Annotated in this window: 19 protein-coding genes, 2 tRNA genes and 2 rRNA genes (1 of these 23 only partly in view); 5 read left to right on the forward strand and 18 right to left on the reverse strand. The window is 64.8% G+C overall.

What is annotated here, in order from left to right; translation table 11 throughout:
• The 3 genes from B9Y97_RS08605 to rrf all read left to right on the forward strand — a co-directional run.
• Positions 1–67, forward strand: a tRNA-Ala gene (locus B9Y97_RS08605) (it extends 9 nt beyond the left edge of the window).
• Positions 68–318: 251 nt separating this feature from the next.
• Positions 319–3,151 (forward strand): 23S ribosomal RNA (locus B9Y97_RS08610).
• An 82-nt stretch (positions 3,152–3,233) separates the two neighbouring features.
• Positions 3,234–3,348, forward strand: a 5S ribosomal RNA gene (gene rrf, locus B9Y97_RS08615).
• Between the two features lie 86 nt (positions 3,349–3,434).
• On the opposite strand, the gene B9Y97_RS08620 is transcribed toward rrf, so the two are convergent.
• Positions 3,435–4,580, reverse strand: coding sequence for a WD40/YVTN/BNR-like repeat-containing protein (locus tag B9Y97_RS08620; RefSeq protein WP_085526351.1), 1,146 nt, complete (start codon positions 4,578–4,580; stop codon positions 3,435–3,437).
• Between the two features lie 171 nt (positions 4,581–4,751).
• Here B9Y97_RS08620 and B9Y97_RS08625 point away from each other — a divergent pair.
• Positions 4,752–4,828 (forward strand) — tRNA-Met (locus B9Y97_RS08625).
• Between the two features lie 182 nt (positions 4,829–5,010).
• On the opposite strand, the gene B9Y97_RS08630 is transcribed toward B9Y97_RS08625, so the two are convergent.
• The 13 genes from B9Y97_RS08630 to B9Y97_RS08690 form a co-directional block, all read right to left on the reverse strand.
• The gene (locus tag B9Y97_RS08630) at positions 5,011–5,220 is read right to left on the reverse strand and encodes a phage head-tail joining protein (protein WP_085526352.1); all 210 of its coding nucleotides are present in this window, start codon (positions 5,218–5,220) and stop codon (positions 5,011–5,013) included.
• Position 5,221: 1 nt separating this feature from the next.
• Entirely contained in the window at positions 5,222–7,078 is a 1,857-nt protein-coding gene (locus B9Y97_RS08635; RefSeq protein ID WP_085526353.1) for a prohead protease/major capsid protein fusion protein, read from the reverse strand.
• Entirely contained in the window at positions 7,071–8,483 is a 1,413-nt protein-coding gene (locus B9Y97_RS08640) for a phage portal protein (protein WP_085526354.1), read from the reverse strand. Before B9Y97_RS08640 ends, B9Y97_RS08635 begins: the two co-directional genes overlap by 8 nt.
• Positions 8,484–8,682: 199 nt before the next feature.
• On the reverse strand, positions 8,683–9,420 hold the full coding sequence (locus B9Y97_RS08645) for a DUF3800 domain-containing protein (RefSeq protein ID WP_085526355.1): 738 nt from the start codon (positions 9,418–9,420) through the stop codon (positions 8,683–8,685).
• A complete protein-coding gene (locus B9Y97_RS08650) occupies positions 9,417–10,703 on the reverse strand; it encodes a restriction endonuclease subunit S (protein WP_085526356.1) in 1,287 nt (428 codons plus the stop codon). The genes B9Y97_RS08645 and B9Y97_RS08650 overlap by 4 nt, the downstream gene beginning before the upstream one ends.
• A gap of 92 nt (positions 10,704–10,795) precedes the next feature.
• Positions 10,796–13,276, reverse strand: coding sequence for an N-6 DNA methylase (locus B9Y97_RS08655; RefSeq protein ID WP_085526357.1), 2,481 nt, complete (start codon positions 13,274–13,276; stop codon positions 10,796–10,798).
• A 2-nt stretch (positions 13,277–13,278) separates the two neighbouring features.
• Positions 13,279–13,473, reverse strand: a complete 195-nt coding sequence (locus B9Y97_RS08660) for a type II toxin-antitoxin system Phd/YefM family antitoxin (protein ID WP_085526358.1) — start codon at positions 13,471–13,473, stop codon at positions 13,279–13,281.
• Positions 13,474–13,529: 56 nt separating this feature from the next.
• The gene (locus tag B9Y97_RS08665; RefSeq protein WP_085526359.1) at positions 13,530–15,338 is read right to left on the reverse strand and encodes a phage terminase large subunit family protein; all 1,809 of its coding nucleotides are present in this window, start codon (positions 15,336–15,338) and stop codon (positions 13,530–13,532) included.
• Positions 15,328–15,837 carry a hypothetical protein gene (locus B9Y97_RS08670; protein ID WP_085526360.1) on the reverse strand — a complete coding sequence of 170 codons (510 nt, stop codon included), beginning with the start codon at positions 15,835–15,837 and terminating at the stop codon, positions 15,328–15,330. The genes B9Y97_RS08665 and B9Y97_RS08670 overlap by 11 nt, the downstream gene beginning before the upstream one ends.
• A gap of 360 nt (positions 15,838–16,197) precedes the next feature.
• A complete protein-coding gene (locus tag B9Y97_RS08675) occupies positions 16,198–18,858 on the reverse strand; it encodes a PriCT-2 domain-containing protein (RefSeq protein WP_176224328.1) in 2,661 nt (886 codons plus the stop codon).
• Positions 18,859–18,860: 2 nt separating this feature from the next.
• Positions 18,861–19,187 carry a hypothetical protein gene (locus B9Y97_RS08680; protein WP_139828264.1) on the reverse strand — a complete coding sequence of 109 codons (327 nt, stop codon included), beginning with the start codon at positions 19,185–19,187 and terminating at the stop codon, positions 18,861–18,863.
• Complete coding sequence (locus tag B9Y97_RS08685; RefSeq protein WP_254900882.1) at positions 19,184–19,429, reverse strand: hypothetical protein; 246 nt, start codon at positions 19,427–19,429, stop codon at positions 19,184–19,186. Before B9Y97_RS08685 ends, B9Y97_RS08680 begins: the two co-directional genes overlap by 4 nt.
• 26 nt (positions 19,430–19,455) lie before the next feature.
• Positions 19,456–19,911 carry a MerR family transcriptional regulator gene (locus B9Y97_RS08690; protein ID WP_085526363.1) on the reverse strand — a complete coding sequence of 152 codons (456 nt, stop codon included), beginning with the start codon at positions 19,909–19,911 and terminating at the stop codon, positions 19,456–19,458.
• A 137-nt stretch (positions 19,912–20,048) separates the two neighbouring features.
• Here B9Y97_RS08690 and xerC point away from each other — a divergent pair, with 137 nt between their 5' ends.
• Positions 20,049–21,152, forward strand: coding sequence for a site-specific integrase (xerC, locus tag B9Y97_RS08695; protein ID WP_085526364.1), 1,104 nt, complete (start codon positions 20,049–20,051; stop codon positions 21,150–21,152).
• 98 nt (positions 21,153–21,250) lie between these two features.
• Here the strand turns inward: xerC and B9Y97_RS18110 are convergent, their stop codons facing one another.
• The 4 genes from B9Y97_RS18110 to bhcB form a co-directional block, all read right to left on the reverse strand.
• Positions 21,251–21,994, reverse strand: a complete 744-nt coding sequence (locus tag B9Y97_RS18110; RefSeq protein ID WP_176224329.1) for a hypothetical protein — start codon at positions 21,992–21,994, stop codon at positions 21,251–21,253.
• Positions 21,995–22,308: 314 nt separating this feature from the next.
• Positions 22,309–23,274: an iminosuccinate reductase BhcD gene (bhcD, locus tag B9Y97_RS08705; RefSeq protein WP_085526365.1), complete on the reverse strand. Its 966-nt coding sequence runs from the start codon at positions 23,272–23,274 to the stop codon at positions 22,309–22,311.
• Between the two features lie 64 nt (positions 23,275–23,338).
• Positions 23,339–24,502 carry a 3-hydroxy-D-aspartate aldolase BhcC gene (gene bhcC / locus B9Y97_RS08710; protein ID WP_085526366.1) on the reverse strand — a complete coding sequence of 388 codons (1,164 nt, stop codon included), beginning with the start codon at positions 24,500–24,502 and terminating at the stop codon, positions 23,339–23,341.
• A 12-nt stretch (positions 24,503–24,514) separates the two neighbouring features.
• Complete coding sequence (bhcB, locus tag B9Y97_RS08715) at positions 24,515–25,486, reverse strand: beta-hydroxyaspartate dehydratase BhcB (protein ID WP_085526367.1); 972 nt, start codon at positions 25,484–25,486, stop codon at positions 24,515–24,517.
• Between the last annotated feature and the right edge of the window lie 2 nt (positions 25,487–25,488).

Consider the following 25,488-nt stretch of genomic DNA (forward strand, 5'->3'; position numbering starts at 1 on the left):
GCTCAGCTGGGAGAGCACCTGCTTTGCAAGCAGGGGGTCATCGGTTCGATCCCGATACGCTCCACCAACCTTCGATTTGATCGCAAAGCGCGTCGCGCGTTTTGCCGTCCAATCGGACGAAAATTGACATCGTATAGAGAGATACACATCAGTTTCATGCTGGTTCCGCCAAGTGGGGTGGAACCTGCGGCACTGGCCCTCGGGCCAACCGCGAGGCATGTTACTATCCAAGTCAAGTACACTAACCAAAGTCCTGGAGTGATCCAGGGCGGGAAAGTATGCTTTTGGTCCCGAAGAAGCCTTGCTTCTTCTGGATCAAATCAAGCGCGAGAAGGGCGTTTGGTGGATGCCTTGGCAGCAAGAGGCGATGAAGGACGTGATACTCTGCGATAAGCTAGGGGGAGCCGAGAATAGGCTTTGATCCCTAGATCTCCGAATGGGGCAACCCACCTGACAGTTCATTATAATTACCTTACGGTCTTTATAGTGCGCTGAAACAGGTACTTTTAACCTGAATACATAGGGTTATAAGAGCGAACCCGGGGAACTGAAACATCTAAGTACCCGGAGGAAAGGAAATCAACAGATACTCCCCTAGTAGCGGCGAGCGAACGGGGACCAGCCGAGCCATGAGTGTGACCAGAACTGGTTGGAAAACCAGGCCATAGTGGGTGACAGCCCCGTATGGGAAGCATGATTGGACGTATTAAGTAGGGCGGGACACGTGAAATCCTGTCTGAAGATCGGGGGACCACCCTCGAAGGCTAAGTACTCCTTGCTGACCGATAGCGAACCAGTACCGTGAGGGAAAGGTGAAAAGCACCCCGACGAGGGGAGTGAAACAGTACCTGAAACCGAACGCCTACAATCAGTCGGAGGCTCCATGAGAGCTGACGGCGTACCTTTTGTATAATGGGTCATCGACTTGGTCTCACGAGCAAGCTTAAGCCGATAGGTGTAGGCGCAGCGAAAGCGAGTCTTAATAGGGCGCATGAGTTCGTGGGATCAGACCCGAAACCGAGTGATCTAGGCATGGCCAGGCTGAAGGTAAGGTAACACTTACTGGAGGGCCGAACCCACATCCGTTGAAAAGGATCGGGATGAGCTGTGCCTAGGGGTGAAAGGCCAATCAAACTCGGAGATAGCTGGTTCTCCGCGAAATCTATTTAGGTAGAGCGTCGTACGAATACTCCCGGGGGTAGAGCACTGGATGGGTAATGGGGCCCCACAGGCTTACTGATCCTAACCAAACTCCGAATACCGGGAAGTACTATACGGCAGACACACGGCGGGTGCTAACGTCCGTCGTGAAGAGGGAAACAACCCTGACCAACAGCTAAGGCCCCCAATTCGTGGCTAAGTGGGAAAGCAGGTGGGACGACCAAAACAACCAGGAGGTTGGCTTAGAAGCAGCCATCCTTTAAAGATAGCGTAACAGCTCACTGGTCTAAATAAGTTGTCCTGCGGCGAAGATGTAACGGGGCTCAAGCCACGAGCCGAAGCTTTGGGTGTGCACTTCGGTGCACGCGGTAGCGGAGCGTAGTGTGACATAACTCCATTCCTCTTCTGCACCTTCGGGTGCAATGGAGGATAGGAGTTTTCTGTGAAGCCGGCCTGTGAGGGATCCGGTGGAGAGATCACTAGCGAGAATGATGACATGAGTAGCGACAAACAGGGTGAGAGACCCTGTCGCCGAAAGTCCAAGGGTTCCTGCTTAAAGCTAATCTGAGCAGGGTAAGCCGACCCCTAAGGCGAGGCCGAAAGGCGTAGTCGATGGGAACCAGGTTAATATTCCTGGGCCAGGAGGATGTGACGGATCTCGAAGGTTGTTCTTCCTTATCGGATTGGAAGGGCCGCTTAGAGGTTCCTGGAAATAGCCCTCCGTTAGATCGTACCCTAAACCGACACAGGTGGACTGGTAGAGAATACCAAGGCGCTTGAGAGAACGATGTTGAAGGAACTCGGCAAAATACCTCCGTAAGTTCGCGAGAAGGAGGCCCGGTTTCCAGGCAACTGGAGGCCGGGGGCACAAACCAGGGGGTGGCGACTGTTTACTAAAAACACAGGGCTCTGCGAAGTCGCAAGACGACGTATAGGGTCTGACGCCTGCCCGGTGCCGGAAGGTTAAATGGAGGGGTGCAAGCTCCGAAATGAAGCCCCGGTAAACGGCGGCCGTAACTATAACGGTCCTAAGGTAGCGAAATTCCTTGTCGGGTAAGTTCCGACCTGCACGAATGGCGTAACGACTTCCCCGCTGTCTCCAACATCGACTCAGCGAAATTGAATTGCCTGTCAAGATGCAGGCTTCCCGCGGTTAGACGGAAAGACCCCGTGCACCTTTACTACAGCTTCGCACTGGCATCAGGCACAACACGTGCAGGATAGGTGGTAGGCTTTGAAGCAGGGACGCCAGTTCCTGTGGAGCCATCCTTGAGATACCACCCTTGTTCTGCTTGATGTCTAACCGCGGTCCGTTATCCGGATCCGGGACCCTGCGTGGCGGGTAGTTTGACTGGGGCGGTCGCCTCCCAAACAGTAACGGAGGCGTGCGAAGGTTGGCTCAGAGCGGTCGGAAATCGCTCGTTGAGTGCAATGGCAGAAGCCAGCCTGACTGCGAGACTGACAAGTCGAGCAGAGTCGAAAGACGGCCATAGTGATCCGGTGGTCCCGAGTGGAAGGGCCATCGCTCAACGGATAAAAGGTACGCCGGGGATAACAGGCTGATGGTGCCCAAGAGTCCATATCGACGGCACCGTTTGGCACCTCGATGTCGGCTCATCTCATCCTGGGGCTGGAGCAGGTCCCAAGGGTATGGCTGTTCGCCATTTAAAGAGGTACGTGAGCTGGGTTTAGAACGTCGTGAGACAGTTCGGTCCCTATCTGCCGTGGGTGTAGGATACTTGAGAGGAGTTGCCCCTAGTACGAGAGGACCGGGGTGAACGAACCACTGGTGGACCTGTTGTTGCGCCAGCAGCAGTGCAGGGTAGCTATGTTCGGACAGGATAACCGCTGAAGGCATCTAAGCGGGAAGCCCCCCTCAAAACCAGGTATCCCTGAGGGCCGTGGAAGACCACCACGTCGATAGGCCGGAGATGTAAGCGCAGCAATGCGTTCAGTTGACCGGTACTAATTGCCCGATAGGCTTGATTTGATCCAGTAGCAGCAAGGCTTCTGGTCGATCGAAAGCATACACGAACATGGTGCTTGACTTGGATTTACGGTTTCTTTCTCGGTTTGGTGGTCATAGCACGAGTGAAACACCCGATCCCATCCCGAACTCGGCCGTTAAGCACCGTTGCGCCGATGGTACTGCGTCTTAAGACGTGGGAGAGTAGGTCACCGCCAAACCTAGTAAGAAACCGTATGTATCTCTCGATGCGATGCAAGAAAACGGAACGCCGGCCAATGGCCGGCGTTTTGCGTTTCAACTTCCGTCAAGCCTTTTGCAAGACCTCGACCGACAAGACCGCCGGCAGGTGCCGCGCAATCTCGTCCCACGTTTCCCCCTCATCCGCCGAGGCGAAGATCGAACCGGTGTTGGTGCCGAAGTAAACCCCGGCAGGGCTTCTCCGGTCCGATGCCATCGCCTGTCTCAGGACCGTGAAAAAGCAGTTATCCCGTGGCAACCCGTCTTGCTTGGCTGCCCAGGTCTCGCCGCCATCCTCCGATTTCCATACCGCCGCGGAGGCGTCCGGCGGAAATCGACCCTGAATGTCGCCATTCATCGGGATCGTCCAGATCGTCAACGGGTCTTCGGGGTGCACCATGATTGGAAACCCGAAACTGGACGGAAGCCCTTCGGTGATGTCATGCCAGTTCCGCCCGTCGTCGGTCGACCGGAAAACCCCGTGATGATTCTGTTGGTACAGGCGATCTGGCTCCGAGGGCGCGCGCACCATGTTGTGCACACAATGCCCGATTTCATGATCATCGCCATGTTGATGGTGGCTATGGCTCGGCGCATTGTCGAGGCGGTTGCTGCGCTCCCAGCTCGCGCCACCGTCTTCGGTGCTGAACACCCCGGCCGCCGAAATTGCGATCGCGATATGACCGGGCGTATCGGGCTTGGGCACGATGGTATGAAGGGTCAACCCGGCGCCACCCGGGTTCCAACTGTCTCGCGAGGGATGATCGGAGAGCGCGGGGAGCTTGTCCCAAGTCTCCCCGCCGTCTGAGGACGCAAAGAAATGCGCTGGCTTGGAGCCGGCGTAGATGCGGCCATCGGCTGCGCTCAGCGACCAGATCGAGTCGATCTCGCCAGTGTAAGGCGCAGGTTCGGGAACGCCCCCGATCATCGCGGCGAATTCCGGGTCGCTCGCCGCCCATCGGGCCATCTCGCCTTGGGACAACTGGCTCAAAGACCAGGTTGCCCCGTCGTCGACGGATCTCCAGACCCCGGCACCTTGCCAGTCGCTCCCGCCGCCGGCCCAGAGGTGCCCGGTGGCCGGGTCGCCGATCACGTGGTTGATTGGCCAGAGATCGCAATGCGGCCCGCTGATGTTCCAGCCGCCACCGTTCGGATCATCGGTCAGAACAAACACGCCCTTGGTGGTGCCTACAAGAATTTGCACAGGGTCCATCGGCTCACCTCCCGCTTTCTCGGACCCCCAAGTATGGCCCCGCAACCCGATTCCAGGCAAGGGAAGCAAAGGCAGCCGCCGTCCCCCGGCGCGTCTTGGCTTTTTCCCGAAAAACCAAGGATCAACCCTTGCGCTCCGCACCGACATGCAATAGATCACGCGGACGATTGGCGCGGGGTGGAGCAGCCCGGTAGCTCGTCAGGCTCATAACCTGAAGGTCGTAGGTTCAAATCCTACCCCCGCAACCAAAAATTCCTGCAATATATCAAATTCTTAGGCCGCCTTCAGGGCGGCTTTTGCGTGTCGCGTCGTGTTGCAAGCCCGTGCAACACGATCCCCAAAGATTCCAAACGCTTACGAACATCCCCGATTCCTCCGTGCAACACGGATGCGACACGGGGCGGCGCAGCTGTTCCGCACATGTTCCGGCTCAAAGTCCCTTGGACGACGCGATGCGGACGACCGAGATGCGCTCGGTCGCCCCTGCGATCTGCCGGTTGAGGTCCGCGAGCGCGGCGGCCAACTCGCCGTCGCTCGCGTAGGTGATGCGCTTGCCGTCGTATTCGACGGTGCGCACGCCCTGATAGCGCGCAGCCATCAGGGCATCGCGCCAGGCGGTGAGCTGGGCGAGGTCGGCCACGTCACGCGCCTGCGTTCATGAACCAGCCCCGATGGTCGATGAAGCCTGCCCCGAAGTCCAGGATCACCCGGATCTCCACGCCGTCCACGTCCCAGCCCGAGCGGCTCTCGACCTGCGGACCTTCGGCTCCCGAGAGATAGGCGAACTCCAGCCCGTCGATCTCGCCGGGCTCGGCGGTCACATACCAGCGCGTGGCGCTGGACAGGCGCGGCTCGACCACCAGCGAGAGCGACCCGGAGAACGGGTTCACGTCTGCGGCGGTGGCGGGCGCGATGCTGGCCAGCCACTTCTCGGCCATGGTCTCCAGCGCGGGCGGGACCAGCAGGTTGCGGGGCGTCACGCGGATGGTGCGATCCTCGATGCCCTTCTGGGTGCGCAGCGCCAGCCGAGCCGCGGACAGCGTGGCATCGGAGATCACCGCGCCAGTGCCCGCCTTGTTGCCGTGGTCGGCGTGGAACAGCGTCTTGCCGTCCGAGAGCGTCGGGCCGTTGCCGCTGCCCGCCTCGAGCAGGGTGACGAGGATCCGCGCCTCGGTCTCGGCCGCGGCCTGGCCCATGCGGCGGGCGAGGTCCGAGAAGGCTCCGAGGTCGTCGTTGACCAGAACCTGCCGCGTGATGCCGATCTTCCGCGCCCAGGTCTCGACCTTGTAGGCCTCGCGCGCCTCGGCCATCGTCCCGGCCTTGATCTCGCCGTGCTCGTTCAGCTTCTCCAGCAGCGGGGCCTCGCCCAGCATGATCTTGTTCACCGCGCGAAAGTCCCGCGCCGTGGTCTGGCGGCCGAGACGACGGATGCCCGAGGGCGCGGCCTGATAGGCGTCGCGCAGCACGCGGCCCACGGTGTCCCCGAGGATGATCGGGAAGTCCGAGGTGGTGTGCAGCGCGCGGGTCACGAGGCTCGCGGGCGACAGCGCCAGCGTGGACTCGCCCCGCAGCGTCAGCAGCTCCTTCGCCATCTCCACCGGCGTGGCGTAGGCATAGCGGCGGGCCGGTTCGCTGAGCTCGTGACGCGGATTAATCCGCGCATAAAGGGCCTCGCCCATCTGCCTTGCGCGGAGGGCAGGCTCGTCCTGGCTGTCGCCCATCTCGACGCGGACCTGCTCGGTGCGGATCGCGGGCGCGCTGCGCTTGGCCAGCGCCTCGAAGGCCGCGCGACGGGCGGTGTCGGGGTCCGCGCCTCCGTCAATCTGGCTGTCGATCCAGGACTGGTCCAGCCCAGCGATGCGGGCGATGGAGCGGATCTCGGCGTTGGCCTCGGCGCGGCTCTCGGTGGTCGGCGCCGTGCCGGCGGCCTCTCGGGTGGTCGTGTCGGTCATCTCTGCCTCCATGCGAATGTGGGCGCCGGGATCGGCGGGCGTCGGCACCAGGGAAATCTCGTGGGGTGTCCAGCGGACGGCGGTCAGCACGCGCGCGCCGTTCTCGGTGGTCTCGGCCCAATCCTCGACGGAGTAGCCGACCGAGACGTGGCGCAGGATGCCCGCCAGCACGTCCTGCCAGACAGGCTCCACCTCGGGCCGGGACGAGAACTGGATGAGCGCGGTGCCGCGCTTGCCGTCCACGGCGGCGCTGCGGACGGAACCCAGCACATCCCGCACCGCGGCCTGGCGATGCGCGTCCAGCACGCTGGCGCCTTCGAGGCGCGAGAGGTCCACCGCCTCGGGTGCGAGGCTCAGCCGCTCGATGTATTGCCCGGCCATGTCACGGCGGCGCACGGGCGCGCCGGTGGACCAGATCACCTCGACAGTGCGTGCGTCCGGATCGGCCGTGGTGGGCGCCAGCGTTGCGCGGCGGGTGAGCAGGCAAACGTCGTCCTTCCCGACGTTTGAGCACGTCGATGCCGGGTTTGTCGCTGTGTCAGCCATCGGCCGCTTCCTTCTGCTGCGGCGCGGCCGCCTGGCCGAAGGCGAGCCCCAGCCCCTTCGCGCGCTCACGGTCGGCGGCGATTTCGGCATCCACCTGTTCGGCGTCGTAGCCGCGCTCGGAGATCGCCTGGGACCGGCTCTTGAGCCCCGCGCCGATCGCCATGATCTCGGCCTGGACGTCCTTCATCGGATCGACGTAGTCGAACTTCGGCGGCAGCCATTCGCAGCCGAGATACGCCTCGGGCCTCCGGTCGAAGTCTCGCGCGGGCAGCTCGCCGGTCAGCACAGCAAGCCGAACGAACCGCTCCCAGACCGGGCGGCAGAACAGGTGTACCACCACGTTGTGCTGCAACTGCTCGACCCGGCGGCGGAACTCGATGAGCCCCGCGCGGATCGAGGAATAGGTGACGCCCTCCAGGTCGCCAGAGACCAGCTCGTAGGGCAGCCCCAGCCCCGCCGCGACGGCGCGCAGGTGATTCTTGACGAAGGGCGCGTAGGCGTCGTGCTCGGTGGGGTTCGAGAAACGGATGTCGGCGCCAGGAGGCAGCGGGATCAGGCTGCCGGGCTCCATGCCCACGGTCAGGGCGCCGCCGGTGTTGGAACCCGAGAGCCCGCCCGCCGTGCCGTCAGGATCGGTGATGAAGCCGGTGAAGAGCGCCGCGACCTTGGCCTTCACCAGCGCCGCGTCCTCGAACTGATCGAGCTCGTGCAGCCGCAGCAGCACCGGCGCGAGCCAGGTGATGCCACGCAACTGGCCCGCCGCGAGCGGCTTGAACAGGTGCAGGCAATCGGCGGCGGGAACGCGGAGCGGGTCCATGCGGAGAGACCCGAGAGGATCGCCCGGGCGGGAGGACAAGACCCGGTAGGCGACCCGGCGACCGGCGGCATCGAACTCGATGCCCGCGCGGAGCCGCGCCCCGCCGCCGATCTCGCGGTGCAGGTCCATGGGAACCTGCTCGCGATCCAGAAGCTCGAGGTGAAGGGGGATACCAGCAGAGTCGCTCGCGACGCGCAGCCGGGCGAAGCTCTCGCCGCTCTCGACCATCGCGCGCACGGCCATGGCCTGCAGCCCGTAGAAGTCGGCCAGCCCGTCCGGGGCGGCATGATCGGTCCAGCGCAGCCACAGCGCCTGCAGCCGCTCGCGCACCGCGCGGTCGGGGTGGCTGGACTGAGGCTTGATCCCGGCGCCCGCGACATTGCCTACCAGGCTGTCCACCGCCGCCGCGACCCACGGGTTGTTCCTCGCATACCACCCGGCCCGCCGCGCCGCCGTGGTCGCGCCCGCCAGGATCGCAGCGTTCAGCCCGTCGACCGTCCGCGCCCCCTCCCAACGCCGCCCGCCACCCGCAGCGTCGAAGCCGCGAGCGCGCGCGAGGCCGAGAAGGCGATGGAGGATAGTCCGCATGGGCGCGAGTCTCGCGCCAGCGGATCGATTAAGCTATTGGTAATGTTTTGCAAAATCCGGTATCGGGCGGCGTGTGTCGGGATGGCCGTCGCCCGGAATCCTTGACCTGGCCCTCGGCACATGCCATATATGCGTCATTGGACTGGGGGTTGTTCCCGGTCGGCGACTGGCTCTGGGGTCTCCCGGGGCCTTTTGCTTTTCAGGGGAATACCTTCAGTCCCCACCCTCTCACCGCACCGGCTGGGCTGCGCCGCAGCTTCGGTTCGATGATCTCCCAGGCGCGGTTCGGCTGGGCGGGGTCGAGAACGTGTCGCCCTATGGGGCGGGCCGTAAGGTCTGCGAGCTGCAGCCCAGCCGAGTTGGTCTTCTTGTCGGCGAAGATGATCTCGAAGCCCGGCATCTCGCCCACGTAGTTCGCGCCGTCGCGGATGCGGCGGAAGGCGAGCTCCAGTTCATCGTCCTCGCGCTTGCCGCGGCGCTCCACGACGATGTGCGTGGTCAGCATGTGCTGACCGCGATCCCGCAGGAACGCATGGGCGCGTTCCATGCAGAATGTCAGCGCCATCTCGTAGGGGTTGCCGGGCGCGGCGTATCGCTGGGTCAGCCGTTCCTTGTGGATCGCGGCGGCCACGATGGTGAAATCCGCCTGCTCGATCAGGCGGTTCAGCCCGTCCATGAAGGCATCGCGCTTGTCGCGGCTTTTCAGGAACACGAAGGGCGGCTTCTGCTTGCGGATCTCGTGCTCGTGCAGAACGACGATGTCGTGGCCGAAATGGGCGAACTTGAACGCCTGCACCTGCGGAGCGACGACGTTGGCGTAGCTGTCCTTCCTGAAGATGCAGAAATCCAGCACGAACACGGGATAGTCCCGGTCGATGGCGGTCAGGGTGTGGTCGCCGCTCTCGTCGACGTAGATCACATAGTCGCTGTAGGTCATGAGGCGGCGGCGATCAGGTCTGCTGCGTCCTCCGCATCCTCGGCGGCATAGACGGCTGCCTCGAAATCGGCCCAGGCCTGCGCGCGGATTTTTGCGGCATCGGTGCGCAAGCTGGTCGCTGTCGTCCGCGCATTGCCCAGCGCTTGAACCATCTTCTGCTGCTCAGGAACGGGTGGCAGCGGGAAAGTCAGGCCCAGCAGGGCCGGCTTCGAGATGTTTTTCATCGTAGGGGACGTGCCTGTAACGTTGGCTTCGATCTGTCTTCGCAGATCAGAGATTCGAAGCACCTCGGTCAGGAACATCGGATCGACCGGTTTGGGGTCCAAAGGCACAACGCGGAATATCTTGTCGCAGAGCATCAGCTTGTCACGGGTCTCGTTGATCATGGTGGTTGCGCCGACGAGTCGCGTAACATTTGCACGGCTGATCAGGATCTGGCCGGCCTTCACTTCCAGATGTGGTCGCGGCTTCAAGTGTTTTGGAAGCGCTTTGTTCTCGTTTTCATCGAACGTACCGAATGAAACAGCACCGAGCTTGAGAACGCCCCATTCGCCTGGCTCTGCAGGCCTGCTCAGGCAATTGGGGCTCCAGCCGTTTTCCAGATCGCCAATGACGTCGCCTAGCTGCACCATCGGAAATGGTGATGTGTGCCTCGTGCCTCCGTCCACCAGGCGGCGCAGGATTCCTTCATGGCTCCAGCGATCAATGTCCTTGAAGTTCGCCACGAATACCGGTCGATCGGGAAGCGGGGTGGGTGGTGCGAAGCCGAGCGCGGTCTCGAACGCCTCGGCGGCCTTGGCCTCGGTCTCGGCGGCCCCCTGTTCCAGCGACGCCGCCTTGTCGAGCGCCGCGCGCCAGGCGGCGACGATGGCCTGTTGCTCAGGGAGTGGCGGCAGCGGGATCCGCAGGTCCTGGAACGCCTCGGGCGTGATGCGCTTGCGGCCGCTGGTGCCGCTGGCCTTGCGTCGCAGGGCTTCGATGAAACCGCCGGTGCGCAGAACCAGCTTGACGAACTCGCCGTCCAGCCGCGCGGGGTCGGCGGTGAACACCGGGAATTCCGGCGTGACGACCGCCTTCGCGATCTCGGCGGGCAACATGCCGATGGCGCCGCTGCGCGCATCGATCTTGGAGAACACGATGTCGCCCGGATACGCCGCGAACATGCTGCCCTTGTAGGGCGCGGTCCTGTCGCGCGCTGAAATCTCGCCGGTCAGGTGCACCGTGATCGGCGTCCAGTCGCCGAAGCTGTCGGTGACGACCACCGCCTCGCGCCGCTGGGTCATCAGCTCGCGCAGCGGCGTTGGCGGGAAGTGCGAGTGCTGGTGCTCGACGTCTTCGGCGGTGATCCAGGGCTCGAGAGCCCTCCACTGACGGATCAGGCAGCGGAGGGCAGGAGAAAACCCGGCGTGTCCTCGGGCTTGGCCCCGGCCTCCAGCCACGTCTCGAAGGCGCGATAGGCCTCCAGCAGCGCTGGCAGCTCGTTCGGCACGCTGTCCCCGGTGTCGCCGGTCGAGGTGATGCCAACCGATTTCGGCGCGGCGACGAAGACGGGATAGTCGAACTCCTCGCGCACCGTTGCCCAGAGGGCGGCATCATGTGCCGCGTCGATGGCGCGCAACCCGGCGGTCAGTTCGCGCCAGAAAGCGTCAGACCGCTTCTGCACATCTGCATCGAAGGCCGCCATGTAGTCGCGCTTGAGCTTCGTCGCTTCCTTGGCTTTGCTCGCCGTGCCGTTCCATTTCGGCTTGCCGACCCGCGTCGATCCGATGCCGCGCGGATAGTCGGGCTCAGGCCCTGCCGTCCATGCCGGGGTGGTGCGTTCGACACCCAGCTTCGCCAGTTCGGCGAGGATGTCCTCCACCTCGGCCTCCTCGGCGGTGACGACCTTGCGGCCGAGATCACCGCAGAGGGTGTCGCGCTGCGCGTTGAAGGTGGCGTCGTGGTCGGCGTGCGCCTTGGTCCACGCGGCCTCCCATGCTGTCTCGTCCGCCTCGGTGAACCGTCGCAGGAACACCAGCGACGCCTTCACGGTGGCCTTGGCCGAGCTGAACGTCTCCTCGGGCAGGCTGACCACGCCGAGGATGCGCGCCTTGCCCTCGCACCAGCGGCGCAGCCATGTCAGCGACGGATTGTTGAGGTTGCCGTCGGGCAGGACGATGCCCATCCGCCCGCCCGGCTTCAGCAGATTCAGGCAGCGTTCGACGAACACGATCTCGGTGGCGCGGTTCTTTTTGCCCTTCCCGATCTCGAAGAGGTCGAGGATGTTCGTGCCCATCGCCTTCTGCATGGCGTCGTGGCTCTGACGCCATGGCTCGCCGTACCGGCTCTCGCACCTGTTGATGTACGAGGTTTCCTTGGGGACGCGAGTTTCCTCGCTGCCGCCGACCTTCTGGTCGCTGCCGACGTTGGAGCCGAAGGGCGGGTTGGTGATGACGATGTCGAAGCGGCCGGGGAAGATGCCGTTAATGTCGACGAGGCCGTCGTGGTAATGGATCCCGCCATGGCCATCGCCATGCATGATCATGTTCATCTTGGCGGTGCGCGCCGCGCGAGGCTCGGCGTCGCAGCCGAAGATGCAGTGCCACGCCAGGCGACCGACGCGGGTGTCGATCGGCTTGTTGTCGTCGCCTGACGGGAGAAGCTCCTCGTTCAGCTTGGCGAAGGCGTCGTCGATCAGCTTTTCCTCTTCCTCAATGGGAAGGCCCTTCGCCTCGATATCTGCCTGAACCTTGTCCTTCTGCTTCTGCACGTCGGCCGAGATGCGCTCGCGCACATGCTCGAACGCGCGGATCAGGAAGCCGCCCGAGCCAGCGGCAGGATCGGCGATCAGCTCGCCCTCCTGCGGGTCGAGCATGCTGACCATGAAATCCACGACCGGGCGCGGGGTGAAGAACTGCCCGAGCTCGCCACGGAAGGTGTTGCCGAGGAATTTCTCGAACGCGAGGCCCTTGATGTCGTCGCCGGTCTTCGACAGGTCAAAGCGCTCCAGCTCCTTCACGATGCGGCGGAAGGTCTCCTCGGAGATCTCCAGCCGGTCGGTGGCCGAGAACAGGTCGTCGGCCTTGTAGTAGGCCTTCGTCTGCTCAAAGAGCCCGTCGTGAACCTGAGGATCGGTCGGAAGTCTGGTCGATGCGCGCCGGTCGAGGAAATCGACGGTGAAGGTGCCATGCAGGCCAGACCGTTCGACATACATCTTCACGAACAGGATCTTGGAAATCGTGTCGAAGGCGCGGCCCGGGTCCATCTTGTGGACGTCACGCAGGATCGAGTGGCACTTGAACAGAAGGTCTTGGAATTCCTTGCGGTTGAACACCCGCAGCTTGCTGCGGATTTCCTCGATCCGCTTGGCGTCGCCCCAGTCGGACGCCTTGGCGATCTCGTTGATCTGCACGAAGTCGCCGGGCGCTCCGGGTACGAGCTTGAAGACAGCGGTGAAGCGGTTGTTTGTGGCGATGAAGAATTCCGCGCCGGCCGACCGGGTGTAGCTCTCGCCCTGATAGTAGTCGCGGAGGTTGATCTCGACGCTCTCGGCCTTGCATTCGATGACCAGCACCGGCGAGACACCTGCCCCTCCTGCTGCTTTCGCGGGAGTTTCCCAAATCACAATGTCGGCGCGGGCGCTGCGACTGCCCGAGGTCATCCGCATTTCCTGCCGCATCTGCTCAAGGGCATAGCCGTAGTTCTCGCAGAGGTGGCGGATGAATTTCTGCCGCACCAGTTCTTCCGGCTTTCCCGTGCTGTCGCGCCATTCCCCCTTGAGCGGCAGCCAGATCCAGGTGCCCTCCTGATGGATGGCATCGGGCGCAGCAGGCCAAGGTGTCGCCGGGGCGGCTTTCGGCTTCTTGGTTGCTGCCATGATCAATCTCCTTCGCGAACAGGTCTTGCCGCCGTCTGCTCGGTCGGTATGAGCGATTTCAGGCGTTCGAATTCTTCGACAGCGAGGACGACCACGACCGGACGACCGTGTTTCTCGATCACGACCGGCTCCGCTCGCGCGGTATCGATCAGCAGGCCGAATTGATGCTTGGCATCGCGGGCCGACATGGTCTTCATGGCCGCCTCCCCATATTCGGGTCACAGTGACCATAAGAGTCCGAAGTTTCAATCGGTCATTTCATCCATGCCGACCGGATCACGCCCTTCGCCTCGCGCACTGGCGCCGTGGCCTGTCCCGCCACCCCCTCCACCTCATCGTTCAGTCTGAGCCCCATGCTGATCAGCCCATGCAGGGCGGCGTGGGCGTAGACGAAGGTGTCGAGGGCCTCGTTGCGCTCGCCGTCGCGCTTGGGTTGCCAGGAGCGGATGGGGCGGCCCCTCTCGAAGCGGGTGACGACGCGCTCGGCGGTCAGCTGGCGGAAGTAGTCGGCGTCGAGACGGCGGAGGAAATGGATCGCGCCGGGGCCGGGCTCGGTGAGCCGCAGTCGGGCGTAGACGGCGTCCTTCACCGCGTCGACGCCGACGATGAACAGCGGGATCTTGCCCTTGTTGTTGCGGGTGGGGCGGCGCGGCCAGACGGGGATGCCGGGCCCGCCGCGGCCCTTGATCGCCCAGATGCGGCGGGCGAGGCGGGTGCGGCAGAACTCGTAGGCCATCTTGGTGTGGTGGCCACCGGTGTCGATGGCGGCGGCGCGCACCGGCAGATCGAACCCTGCGGGATGCGGGAACGTCGCCTGCAGCACCATGTCGAGGTCGGCCCAGAGGCGCGGCCCAGACGGGTCGCCCCAGAGCACGCGATAGTCGATCACCCACGCCTCCTCGTCGCGGCCCCAGCCGAGGATCTGCACCTCGATCCGGTCGCCCTGCACGTCGACGCCCGCGGTCAGCACGGCGACAGACGCGGGGAGCGCCTCGCCCCAGTCCTCGCGTCGGGCCATCAGCGGGTCGGCCGGGACGGTGTCGCCCGCCTGGTCTTCCCAGGACTCGCCCAGCTTGGTGTTGACCCAGACCTGCAGGCGGGCGGGATCCTTGCGCACGCGGCCGTGCTCGGCGGCGATCTCGGCCCATGTTTCCCAATGCGAATAGAGCGCGGAGAGGTGGAAGCCCGCGGTGCGGCCGTCGCCCTCGGCGGTCGCGCGCCATTCGCCTGCGGCGAGCAGGCGGGGCTTCTCGTGCTCGTGATGGATGCCGCCGCAGGCCTCGCAGACCAGATGCGCCTGGTCGCGCCGCCTCTCGGGCCAGCGGATACGCGCCCAGGTGATCGGGGCCATGTCGCCGCAATGCAGGCAGGGGACGTGATAGAAGCGCCGGTCGCTGTGCTCGAAGGCGGCCTCGATGCGGGAATGGCCTTTCAGCGTGGGCGTGGAGACCATGTAGATCTTGCGTCGGCCGCGGAAGGTGGCGGTGCGCTGGATCGCGAGATCGACCGGATCGCCCTCGCCATCGGCGTCGCCGGGATAACCGTCAACCTCGTCGAGGAACAGGTAGCGGACGGGCGTGGAGCGGAGACCCACCGCGCTGTTCGCGCCGGTCATCACCAGCTGGCCGCCGGGGAAAGACTTGCGGAACAGGCTGTTGCCTGCGTCGCGGGAGCGGGGCGCGGCGACGAGCTCGCGCAGGGCCGGGGTAGCCTCGATCAGCGGGTCGATCCTGACGGTCGTGTTCCGGCGCACCATATCGAGCGAGGGCATCACCAGCATGGCGATGCCAGGCGCGTTCTGGATGATGTAGCCGAGCCAGTTCAGCCCGGCCTCCGAGCCGCCGGTCTGCGCGCCCTTCATCAGCACGACCCGCTCGTAGGGGCTGGCGGTCGAGAGCGCGTCCATCACCGCGCGCAGGTAGGGCGTGCGATCCGTGCGCCAGCGGCCGGGCTCGGCCGAGGTTGGCGGCAGGATGCGGTGCCGGTCGGCCCAGTCCGAGACCGGGATCGGCGGTTCGGGGCGGATGCCGCGCCGCCAGGCGAGGTCGATCTCAGGCACCATCACCGAAGCTCCCGAGAGGCAGATCGGCCAGGTGTTCGAGATGCTCGCGCATCATCCGGTCGAGGGCGGCGAAGGTGGTGCGCGGGTCGGTGCCGAGCTCAGCGGCCAGCAGGGGCGCGGTGCGCTGCACCCATGCCATGTGCGCATCGCGTTCGGCACGGGCGCGCGCGAACACGGTCCTGGTGGCGGCGGCGGTCTCGACCAGCTGGCCCTGTTCGCGCTCGAACGCGAGCTTGGCGCGCTGAACCTTCACGATCTCATGCAGCCGCTTGGCCTCGGCCAGCGTCGTCGTCGCGCGGGTCGGGCTGACGGCACCGCCCTTGTTGCGCCGCGCGGGGTCGAGGTTGTTCTCGATCCATGCCAGCCCCTCGGCCACGTCGATCCGCCCGTCCGCGCGCACCGGCAGCCCCTCGGCCACCAGCTGCGAGATGCGCCCCTTGGTGAGTCCGACCCGCGCGGCAAAGGCGGTCTTGGTCTCGGCGCTGTCGAGTTTAGTCATTTCCGCCCCCTGACGCTGGCGGGCTTATGCGCTGCGCGTCCCCACATACGAATGTGCGCAGGAGGAACCGCCCGGTGGACTGCGACCCGGCGTTCCCGTTCGCGCACGACGGTTCTGAAGTTTTCGCGCGGCGTGCCGTACCATTCCGCCGGTTGACGATCTGTCTGGTGGGGGTGGTGGAGATTGGTGGGGTGATCCGGCCCGCCCCTGTAAACTGTCATGTCATGCGTGGTGGCGTGATGCATGGCGTCACGTGTCGTGGCGTTCCACGTCGCTGACACTTCGGGCGACAAACACAGATTTGGACGGGGACAAGTCCACCAAACCCACCAAACCCACCAGACAGATCGGGAATGAGCGTCACGCATCGGCATGGCTCCGGAGAACTTCAGAACCGTCGTTGATCGGCGCGGCCCCGGTCTCCGCGGTCTCCAGCTGCCAGCGCGCGCGCCCTGCCGACACGCCTGCGGAGACCAGGCGCAGCCCGTTCACGATGCGGTTCTGCTGCCCGCCGATCCACTTGCCGAGCCGCCCGCCGTTGATTGCGCCGCCTTCGCCCGCCACGCGCAGCAGGGCCTCGCGGAACTCGGGGTGGATGAACTCCGACCGGCCGTAGAGCTGCGGGCGCTGTTCCGTGGCGCGCTCGATGATCTCGCGGACGCTGACCCTGTCCATGCCGATCACCTCGCGCCATTGCTCCAGCACGGTGGTCAGGGCCTCCAGCTTCGGGTCGGCGCCCCGCATGCCCTCCATCGTGTCGCAGGGATCGGCCTCGCCCAGCCAGATCAGCGCGTCGCGCACCCAGCGCGACCAGTCGGTGAAGGAGCCGAGGGGCGCGCGCATGTCGGGCCGACCGGCCATGTGGTAGGCGCGCAGCACCGTCAGCCCGGCCGTGACGTAGTCGCCGCGCTGCGCCGTCACCATGGCGAGCGGATCGCGCTCGAAGGCGCGCAACTCGGGCCGCTCGACGCCCGCGTCCAGCGTCGCCCGGATGGCGCGGCGGGTCATGTCGCCCTCGAGGGTCAGGTTGTTGCCGGTGGCGAAGACGGCGGCGTTGCTCGGCACTTCGGCGTTGACGGACTTGCCGAGGATCCGGACCTTCAAGCTGGTCTGGGTGAGGGTCTGGCACAGGAGCTCGCCACCCAGCGGTTCTTCGCAGTTGTCGATGGCGATCAGCACGTCGCCCGCGATCAGCGCGGCGCCCAGCCGCTTCTCCATTTCCTCCTCGGACTTGCCTTGCGCGATGACGGGCGCGGGGCGGGCGGTTGCGATCTGGCTCGCCAGGTCGACCAGCATGGATTTGCCCGTGCCCGCCGTCGGCGCGTTGAAGCCATGCAGCGGCGCGGTCGGCAGAGACCGGCGGATCAGCGCGGTGAGGATCCCGGAGAGCGCGACCGAGCGGTCCGCGTCGGTGACGAACGGGAAGGTCGAGATCAGATCCTTGAGGAAGCCGAGCGCGCGCTGTGCCGTCGCCTGGTCTGGGTCGCGCGGCAGGGCGGGGAAGCGGACATCCTGCGGGTCGAACAGCAGCCCGGTCTGCGCGTCATAGCCGGGCAGATCGAGGATCGAGCCGTCAGGCCGCAGGGTCGGGCAGTTGATGATCCCGGTCAGCACCGGCAGTCGCCACTGGCCCTCGCGCGCCAGGAAGGTCTCCGCGATCCGGTGCGGGCAGTCGGTGCTGAGCCACTCGCCCTCGCGCTTGTCGAACCGCTTCCAATTCGCCGCGCGGGTGAAGGCCTCGGCCATGTGGTGCGCCTTCACGTCCACCAGCCGGGGCGCGTCGACAGTGCGCCCATCCGAGACCGCCACCGGCACCATCGCCGGGCGCACCACCATGCTGCCTCGCTGATAGTAGCCGAGCCCCGCCTGCATCAGCGCGCCCTCGGCCATGTCGACGGCCCGGTGCAGGAAGCCCGCAAAGATGCGGATCACCGGGCGGCCGTCTCCGTCGTCATCGTCGGCATCCTGGCCGTCTGGAATACGAGCGCGCGAGGTTCGCACCCGCTCCACCCGTTCCGCGCGCCAGCCGTTCTGCCGTGCGAGCCAGAACAGCGTGCCCACGGTCACGCTGCGCACGGACGAGAAGCTGTCCCATTTCTCGGCGCTGTAGGCGGGATCGTTCTTCGACGCCTCAGCCGACCAGGTCTCCCACAGGCCGCGGCCATCGGGCCCGAGCGCCGCGTAGAGCGCGAGCCCGACCTTGATCCAGTCGTCGTAGGGCAGCTCGTCGTTGCGGATGTGGGCGACCGCTTCCTCGATCAGCGCGCGCGACGGGGCTTCCTTCTGCTTGAGCCCGGCGGCCTTGCGTCCATCGCGGTCGATCTCGCGCCGGTCGGCGGTGGTCTGGCCGCCCACCTTGCGCAGGTACTCCTCGGCCGCCGCGATGAAGGCCGCGCAGCGGTCGCGGCTGACGATCGGCAGCTCGTGCAGCGGCACGTCGAGCGGCGAGCGTTCCGGCCAATGATAGGGTGCCTTCGTGTCGGGATGGATGCCGAAGGCCACGAACTGCTGCCCGGTCGCCAGCACCTCGACCCTCGCCACCGTGCCGTCGAGCATGTGGAACTCGCTGGTCTGCACCTTGTCGAACGGCGCATCGGTGCGGAAGGCGAGCAGGATCTTCGGCGCGCGCCCGATCCGGGAGGCAGGCGACATGCCGAGCATTTCGGCCGCGATGCAGGTCAGCCGGTGGGCATGGTCGCGGTCCAGCACGTCGATATCGACGCCGACCAACTCGCCGCAGAGCAGGCCCGTGTTGGTGCAGTTGCGCTGCGCCTTCGTCCAGCGCGCGATTTCGGCCTCGTCTGCGCTGGCGCAGACGGTCTCCCAGCCCTTCATCATCGGCCGCTTGCCCGCGCCCTTCATGGCGACATGCGCGCCCAGCACCGGGATCGGGCGATAGCCGTTGCGATGCAGCCGCAGGCGCAGTTCGGTCGGATCCTCTGGCGCAGCCGGGGTGCTGGACGTCGCATCCACAGTGTCGGCGCAAGACGTGTCGATGGTCAGGGGGATGGGCTCGTCCATGGTCACTCCTCGAGCTCCCATCCTGCAAAATCGTCCTTCTCCCGTTCATCCTCGTTGGTGAGGCAGCCGGAGATGTGCGTCAGCCCGCCATAGATGTGCCGCGTCATGCGCCTCGGATCGCGCCGCAAGGGCCTCGTCACCTGCAGATGGCAATCCATTTCGGAGCGGAGGCGGTCCATCGCGGCGACGGTCTCCCGCGCAATGCGGCTGACCTCGGTGTCGGGCGGCGAAACCAGCAGAAGGCCCATCGTGGCCTCGCGGGCCTGCCGCAATCGCTGGCCAAGCGAGACGTGATCCCAGGGCAGGAACCGGTACAGGGGATCCATCATCGCGCGGCCTCCTGCTGCTCGATCCAGTCGAGAAGCCGCGATTTCCGCGCGCAGATCACGTTACCCATCCTGAAGGTGGGCATCCGCACCTTGGCCTCGCCCGCATAGTAGTAAACCTTCCGGCGCGCCTTCGCGTCGCCGAAGACGAAGATCGCGATGGCGTCCGCGCCGCGCAGCAGATCGTCGGCCAGCGTCGGGCAAACCTCTCCCGTGGCGGGTCCAGCCCGCAAATGCTCCTGCATGATGTCCTCCGAAGTTTCTGGTGGGGTTAGGCGACGCCGAGGGACGCCCGCACCCGGTGTTCGAGTTGCTTGAGGTTCACTACCGCGAAGGCGCGAACCTGCGGATCGGCAACGATGGTGGCGATCTCGGCCATGGGGACGATGCTTCCCGAGGTGATGTCGATCTCGCCCTCGATGTCGGGGTTGGCCTCGGTGGCGCTGATCTGCCGGAAGACCGTGCTGATCACGAACAGCGCCCCACGCCCGTCGCGGAACCGCAGCTGCGCCGTGTGCATCGAGACGACCGCAGGCGAGAGCCCGAGGCGGCTGAACTCGGCAACCGCGCCGAGAACGATGGCGTCCTCGTACGTGAACTTCCGGGCCTTGCCGGTCTCGACCGGGTTTTCCGGCTTGAAGTGGCCGCGCGAGATCCACGCCTCGACCTGATAGCGGGTCAGCTGAGCCGCATCCGCGAGCTGCTGGATGGTGAATTCCTGGTTCATGGCGATTACCTTTGACAGTGCGTCTGAGCTATGGATAGATGACCTCTGACATACTGTCAATGGTATTCGTCCGCCTCGGAAATTCGGGCCTTGCCTGTCCCGCGAACCTGAGCGTGATGAAGCGTTGGAGGACGCGCATGGCCACGATCCGGAAGAGAACGCTGCCCTCGGGCCTGGTGCGCTGGCAGGTGGACTTCACCGACCAGGCAGGCAAGCGCCGCTCGAAGCTGTTCCCGCGCCGGAAGGACGCCGACGTCTATCTCGTGAAGGTTCGCTCGCTGGTCGCCAACCACACCTATCTGGCCGACAGCGAGAGCATCACGGTGGCCGAGGCCGCGCAAAGCTGGCTCGACCACTGCGAGGTGCGGTGCAAGACCGGGCGGCGGATGGAGCGGTCGACGCTGCGCGGCTACAGCGACTATGTGCGGCTGCACATCACGGACGCGCAGGTCGGGGTCGGGGACAAGCTGATCGCCCACCTCACGCGCCGCCATGTCAACGAGTTCCGCGACCGGCTGCTACTCAATGGGCGGTCCGAGCATCTGACCCGCCGCGCCATCTCGGTGCTGAAGCTGATCCTCGACCACGCCATCGACAACGGCCAGCTGTTCACCAACGCCGCCCACGGCGTCCGCATCATCAAGTCGAGCCGGATCGACCACAAGGCGCCAGTCCCTTCGAAGGAGGCGATCCGCGCGCTGATCGAGGCGGCCGACGAGGACTTCAAGCCGCATCTGATCGTCTCGGCCCTCGGCGGTCTGCGCGCGTCCGAACTGCGGGGCCTGCGCTGGCAGGACGTGAATTTCGACAAGGGCTTCATCCACATCCGCCAGCGCGCCGACGCCTACAACCAGATGGGTGAGCCGAAATCGCGCGCGGGCTATCGCGACATCCCGGCCGGGCCGATGGTGCTGAACGCGCTGCGTCGCTGGAAGCTGCGCTGCCCGAAAAGCGACCTCGGGCTGGTGTTCCCCGCCCCGCGCGGCGGGATCCTCCAGCACACCAATACGCAGGCGCGCTTCCGCAAGCTGCAGGAAAAGGTCGAGGTGACGATGCGCTGGCACGACCTGCGCCACTCCGCCGTGTCGCTCTGGATCGAGCAGGGCTTCTCGATCAAGGAGGTGATGACCTTCGCGGGCCATTCCTCGATCCAGATGACAATGGAGCGATACGGCCACCTGTTCCCGTCGCCCGACCACCAGAACGCCATGGCCGAGGTCGAGGCCAAGCTGCTGGGGTGATCGGATCCGAGTGGCGGTTGCTGAATGCTTCGCCCGGTTCATCCGTATGACCCGGATCGGCCCTCGCCAACGCCCCTGTTGCGGGGCTTTGAACCGCTCTACCGAAATGGCTCAGGCTCATAGGCCGCCTTGGCCACCACCTTGCTGGCATCCCCACGCGACCGATATCGGCCGATCATGTCGCCGCTGGCGGCGTCGTCGACCTCCTGCACCCGATAGAGCGTCAGGCTCTTGTCGCTGTTGGGCTTGAGCTGGAAGACCCGGCCGTTCTTGCGGCAATAGATGAATTTCGAGCCCTTGATCTGGGTCCAGGGACAATCGGCATAGGACAGGAGCCGCCGCTCCCGCTCCAGACGCGCCTCTTCCGACCGCCGCTCCGCCTCCGCACGCTCCTCGTCGCGCAGACGCTGCCACTGCGCGCCCACGTAGTCCGACAGGCGCCCGATGATGGCGGGCATTTCCGTGCCAGCCTCTTTCTCGGCCTGGTAGATGGCCAGACATTCGGCCTCGAGCTTCGGTTCCGGATCTCCGAGGTATTCCTCCTCGATCATGGCCTTCATGCGCTGCTCGAGATCGGTCATCGTCAGGGCCGGGCCAGGCAGGCCATTCAGGAAGGCGAGCATGTCGTCCTTCGGGATCCAGCAGTCTATCGCCGAGGCCAGGACCTTGTCCCGTGGGCCTTCCCACTTCTTCCAGACGGAGCTGTCCTGATCCAGTTTCGTGACGATCTCGAGGGCCAGTTTGGCGAGGGACCGCTGCTCTCGCATGTGGCGCAGGGAGGGGCTGCGCACATAATCGGCCAGTAGGCTGTAAACTACTGAGGTTCGCTGATTCATGAACATGCGGCTTTCCCGTTTCTTCCCAATGATTTGCGGCTGCTCCGTGCGACACGACGCCGACGTCGCCAGCCAAAAAACCCACTAAACATTTGCTATTCAAACACTATTCTAGCCCGGCCGGGTTGCCTCATAACCTGAAGGTCGTAGGTTCAAATCCTACCCCCGCAACCAAAATCGTTATCAATACCATAGGTTTAGCCTTTGCGCGCCGTGCATGGCGCGGGACTCCATCATCGCTCTGCGCAAATCACAGGGCCATGATCCTGGCGGTGACACCGGCAATTCCGCGATGCACTATCCCAACGACAAACGCCCCCTCAGAGCGCCACCTCGATCGCGAGGCCTTGGTCCACAGCCATCTCGACGACCGAAGCGGCGACGGCGAGATCCTGAAGGCCAACGCCGGTGCCGTCGAACAGGGTGATCTGGTCATCCGTCGTGCGGCCCGGGAGCGTCTTGTTGATCACCGCGCCAAGCTCGCCGATTTCTGCCTCGCTAATCAGCCCCTGACCCACGGCGTGTTGCGCCTCGCCGATGCTGACCGATTGGGCGACCTGGTCGGTGAACACCGACGCCCGCGCGAGCAGCCCCGGATCGACCTCCTGCTTGCCCCTGGTATCCGTGCCCATGCAGGCCACGTGGGTTCCCGGACTGACATGGCCATGCTCAAGGATCGGTGCAAAGGACGAGGTGATCGTGATGATGACATCGGCTTCGCCCATCCCGTCAAGATCGACCGTCTCGAACGCGACCCCAGCTTCAGCCGCCACCGCCTCGAGCCCCGCCAGCTTCTCCGGGTTCCGGTTCCAGCCGATGACCTTCACCAAATCGCGTTGTTCCAGCGCCGCGCGAAGCTGGAACGCCGCTTGGTGACCGGCCCCGATCATCCCGAGCACGGCGGCGTCAGGCCGTGCGAGATGCTTGATCGATACAGCCGAGGCCGCGGCGGTGCGCAACGCGGTAAGGAGGTTGCCGCCAACCATGGCGCGCAGGCGTCCGGTGTCGGGATCGAAAAGAACGACCGTTGACTGGTGGTTGATAACGCCATGGGCCGCCATGTTGTGGGGCCAGTAACCGCCGGCCTTGAGGCCCAGTGTCATGCCCGCACGGTCAAACCCGCCCTTGAACCCGAAGAGCGCGTCTTCATGCCCGATCGCCTCGCGCACCACCGGGAAGTTTCGGGCCGCGCCCTTGGCCATCGAAGCGAAAACCTTCTCCACCGCCTCGAAAGCGGCCTTGCGTGTCAACAGCTTGGCAATGTCGCGCTCGGGCACGATCAGCATGAAGCTCTCCTCGCTTGGTCGCGCCCCCGCAGCCTGGTTGACCGGGGAGTGCGCAGATGCCGGATCAATAGGCTTTGCCGCGTGCGGAGACCGGCCAGACAACCTCGACCTTGCCGCCCCGCACACCAACGTACCAATCGTGCACGTTGGCTGTCGGGTCGCAATGGCCGGGCACCAGTTTCAGCTTTTCACCCACCTTCAGCACGCCGTTCGGGTCGGCGATCACGCCATGTTCGTCGGAGCATTTGACATATTCGACGTCATCGCGGCCGAAGATCACCGGCAGCCCCGAGTCGATCGATTGAGCCTTGAGCCCGGCATCGCAGATCGCCTTGTCGGGCTTGGCGTGGCTCATCACCTGCGTGAGGATGAAGAAGGCGTTTTCCCACTCGCCCTGGTCGATGCGCTGGCCGTCGGCGTCGAGAATGCGGCCATAATCGGCGTCCATGAAGGCATAGGAGCCCGCTTGCAGCTCGTTGAACACGCCCGAATTGCTCTCGAACTGGTAGGAGCCGGTGCCTCCGCCCGATACCAGCTCGGGTTTCAGCCCCTCTGCTTCGAGGGCGGTGACGGCCTCTTTCACCATGTCCACGGCGATGTCGATCTTGGCCTTGCGGTCTTCGTAGCGGTCGATGTGCTGCATCGCGCCCTGGTAGGCCTGGATGCCGGTGAACTTCAGCCCCGGCGCAGCGTCGATCGCCTTGGCGATCTCCACAACGCTCTCCGCCCCGATCACGCCGCAGCGCCCCGCGCCCACGTCCATCTCGACAAACACCTCCAGTTCGGTGCCATGTTTCACTGCCGCGGCCGAAAGCTCGGCGACGTTGTCGATATCGTCAACGCAGACGATGGTGCGCGCGCCGAGCTTGGGAAGTTGCACGAGCCTGTCGATCTTGAGGTTATCGCGCACCTGGTTCGACACCAGAATGTCGCGGATCCCGCCGCGGGCAAAAACCTCGGCCTCGCTCACCTTCTGGCAGCAGACCCCCACCGCGCCGCCGAGGCGTTCCTGAAGCTTCGCCACATCGACCGATTTGTGCATCTTGCCGTGCACCCGGTGACGCATGCCGTGAGCCTTGGCGTAGTCGCCCATCTTCCTGATGTTGCGTTCGAGCGCGTCGAGATCGAGCACGAGGCAGGGCGTCTGGATGTCCGCCGCGTCCATTCCCGGCAGGGCGGGCAGGTCATAGCCCACTTCGAGGCTGGTGATATCGCTGTGTTGGTTCATCGGGTTTGCTCCTTACCACTTGAGCCAGGGGAGTTTGTCGAGGTCTACGTTGCCGCCGGTGATGATCACGCCAACGCGCTTGCCTTTGAACACCCCGGGGTGTTTCAGGATCGTCGCAAGCGGCACCGCGCTCGATGGTTCCATCACCACGCGCAGGTGTTTCCATGTCAGCTTCATCGCCTCGATGATCTCCTGCTCCGACGCGGTGAAAATGTCGGTGACGTGGGTTTTCACGAAATACCAGGTGTTGTCCTTGAGCGGCACCAGAAGGCCGTCGGCGATGGTTTCCGGTGCGTCGTCGGCGATGATGTGGCCGGCCTTGAAAGAACGGAAGGCGTCATCGGCCTGTTCCGGCTCGGCGGCATAGATCGCGGTTTCGGGCGCAAGGTTCGACACCGTCAGGCAGGTGCCCGAGATCATCCCGCCGCCGCCGATCGGCGCGATCACCGCGTCGAGCCCGCCGGTCTGCTCCAGCAGTTCCAGTGAACAGGTCGCCTGCCCGGCAATCACCCGCGGATCGTTGTAGGGATGCACGAAATCGCCGCCGGTTTCCGCCTGGACCCTGGCGAAGGTTTCCTCGCGCGACGAGGTCGAGGGATCGCATTCGGTGATCCTGCCGCCATAGCGGCGCACCGTGTCCTTCTTGGCCTGTGGTGCGGTGCGCGGCATCACCACGTTGCAGGGAATGCCGCGCAACATCGCCGCGTAGCTCAGGCAGGAAGCGTGGTTCCCGGAACTATGGGTGGCCACACCCTTTGCCGCCGCCCCGTCGTCGAGCCCGAAAACCGCGTTGCAGGCGCCGCGCACCTTGAAGGCACCCGGCTCTTGCAGGTTTTCGCACTTGAAGAACAGCGTCGCCCCGGTAAGCGCGTCGAGGTGGTCGGAGGTGAGCACCGGCGTGCGCCGGATATGGGGCCTGATCCGCTCATGCGCCTCGCGCACATGTTCGATGGTCAAAGCCGCCCCTGTGGAATAGTCGAGCATCC

This window comes from Maritimibacter sp. HL-12 (assembly GCF_900177545.1).
GTDB lineage: Bacteria > Pseudomonadota > Alphaproteobacteria > Rhodobacterales > Rhodobacteraceae > Sinisalibacter.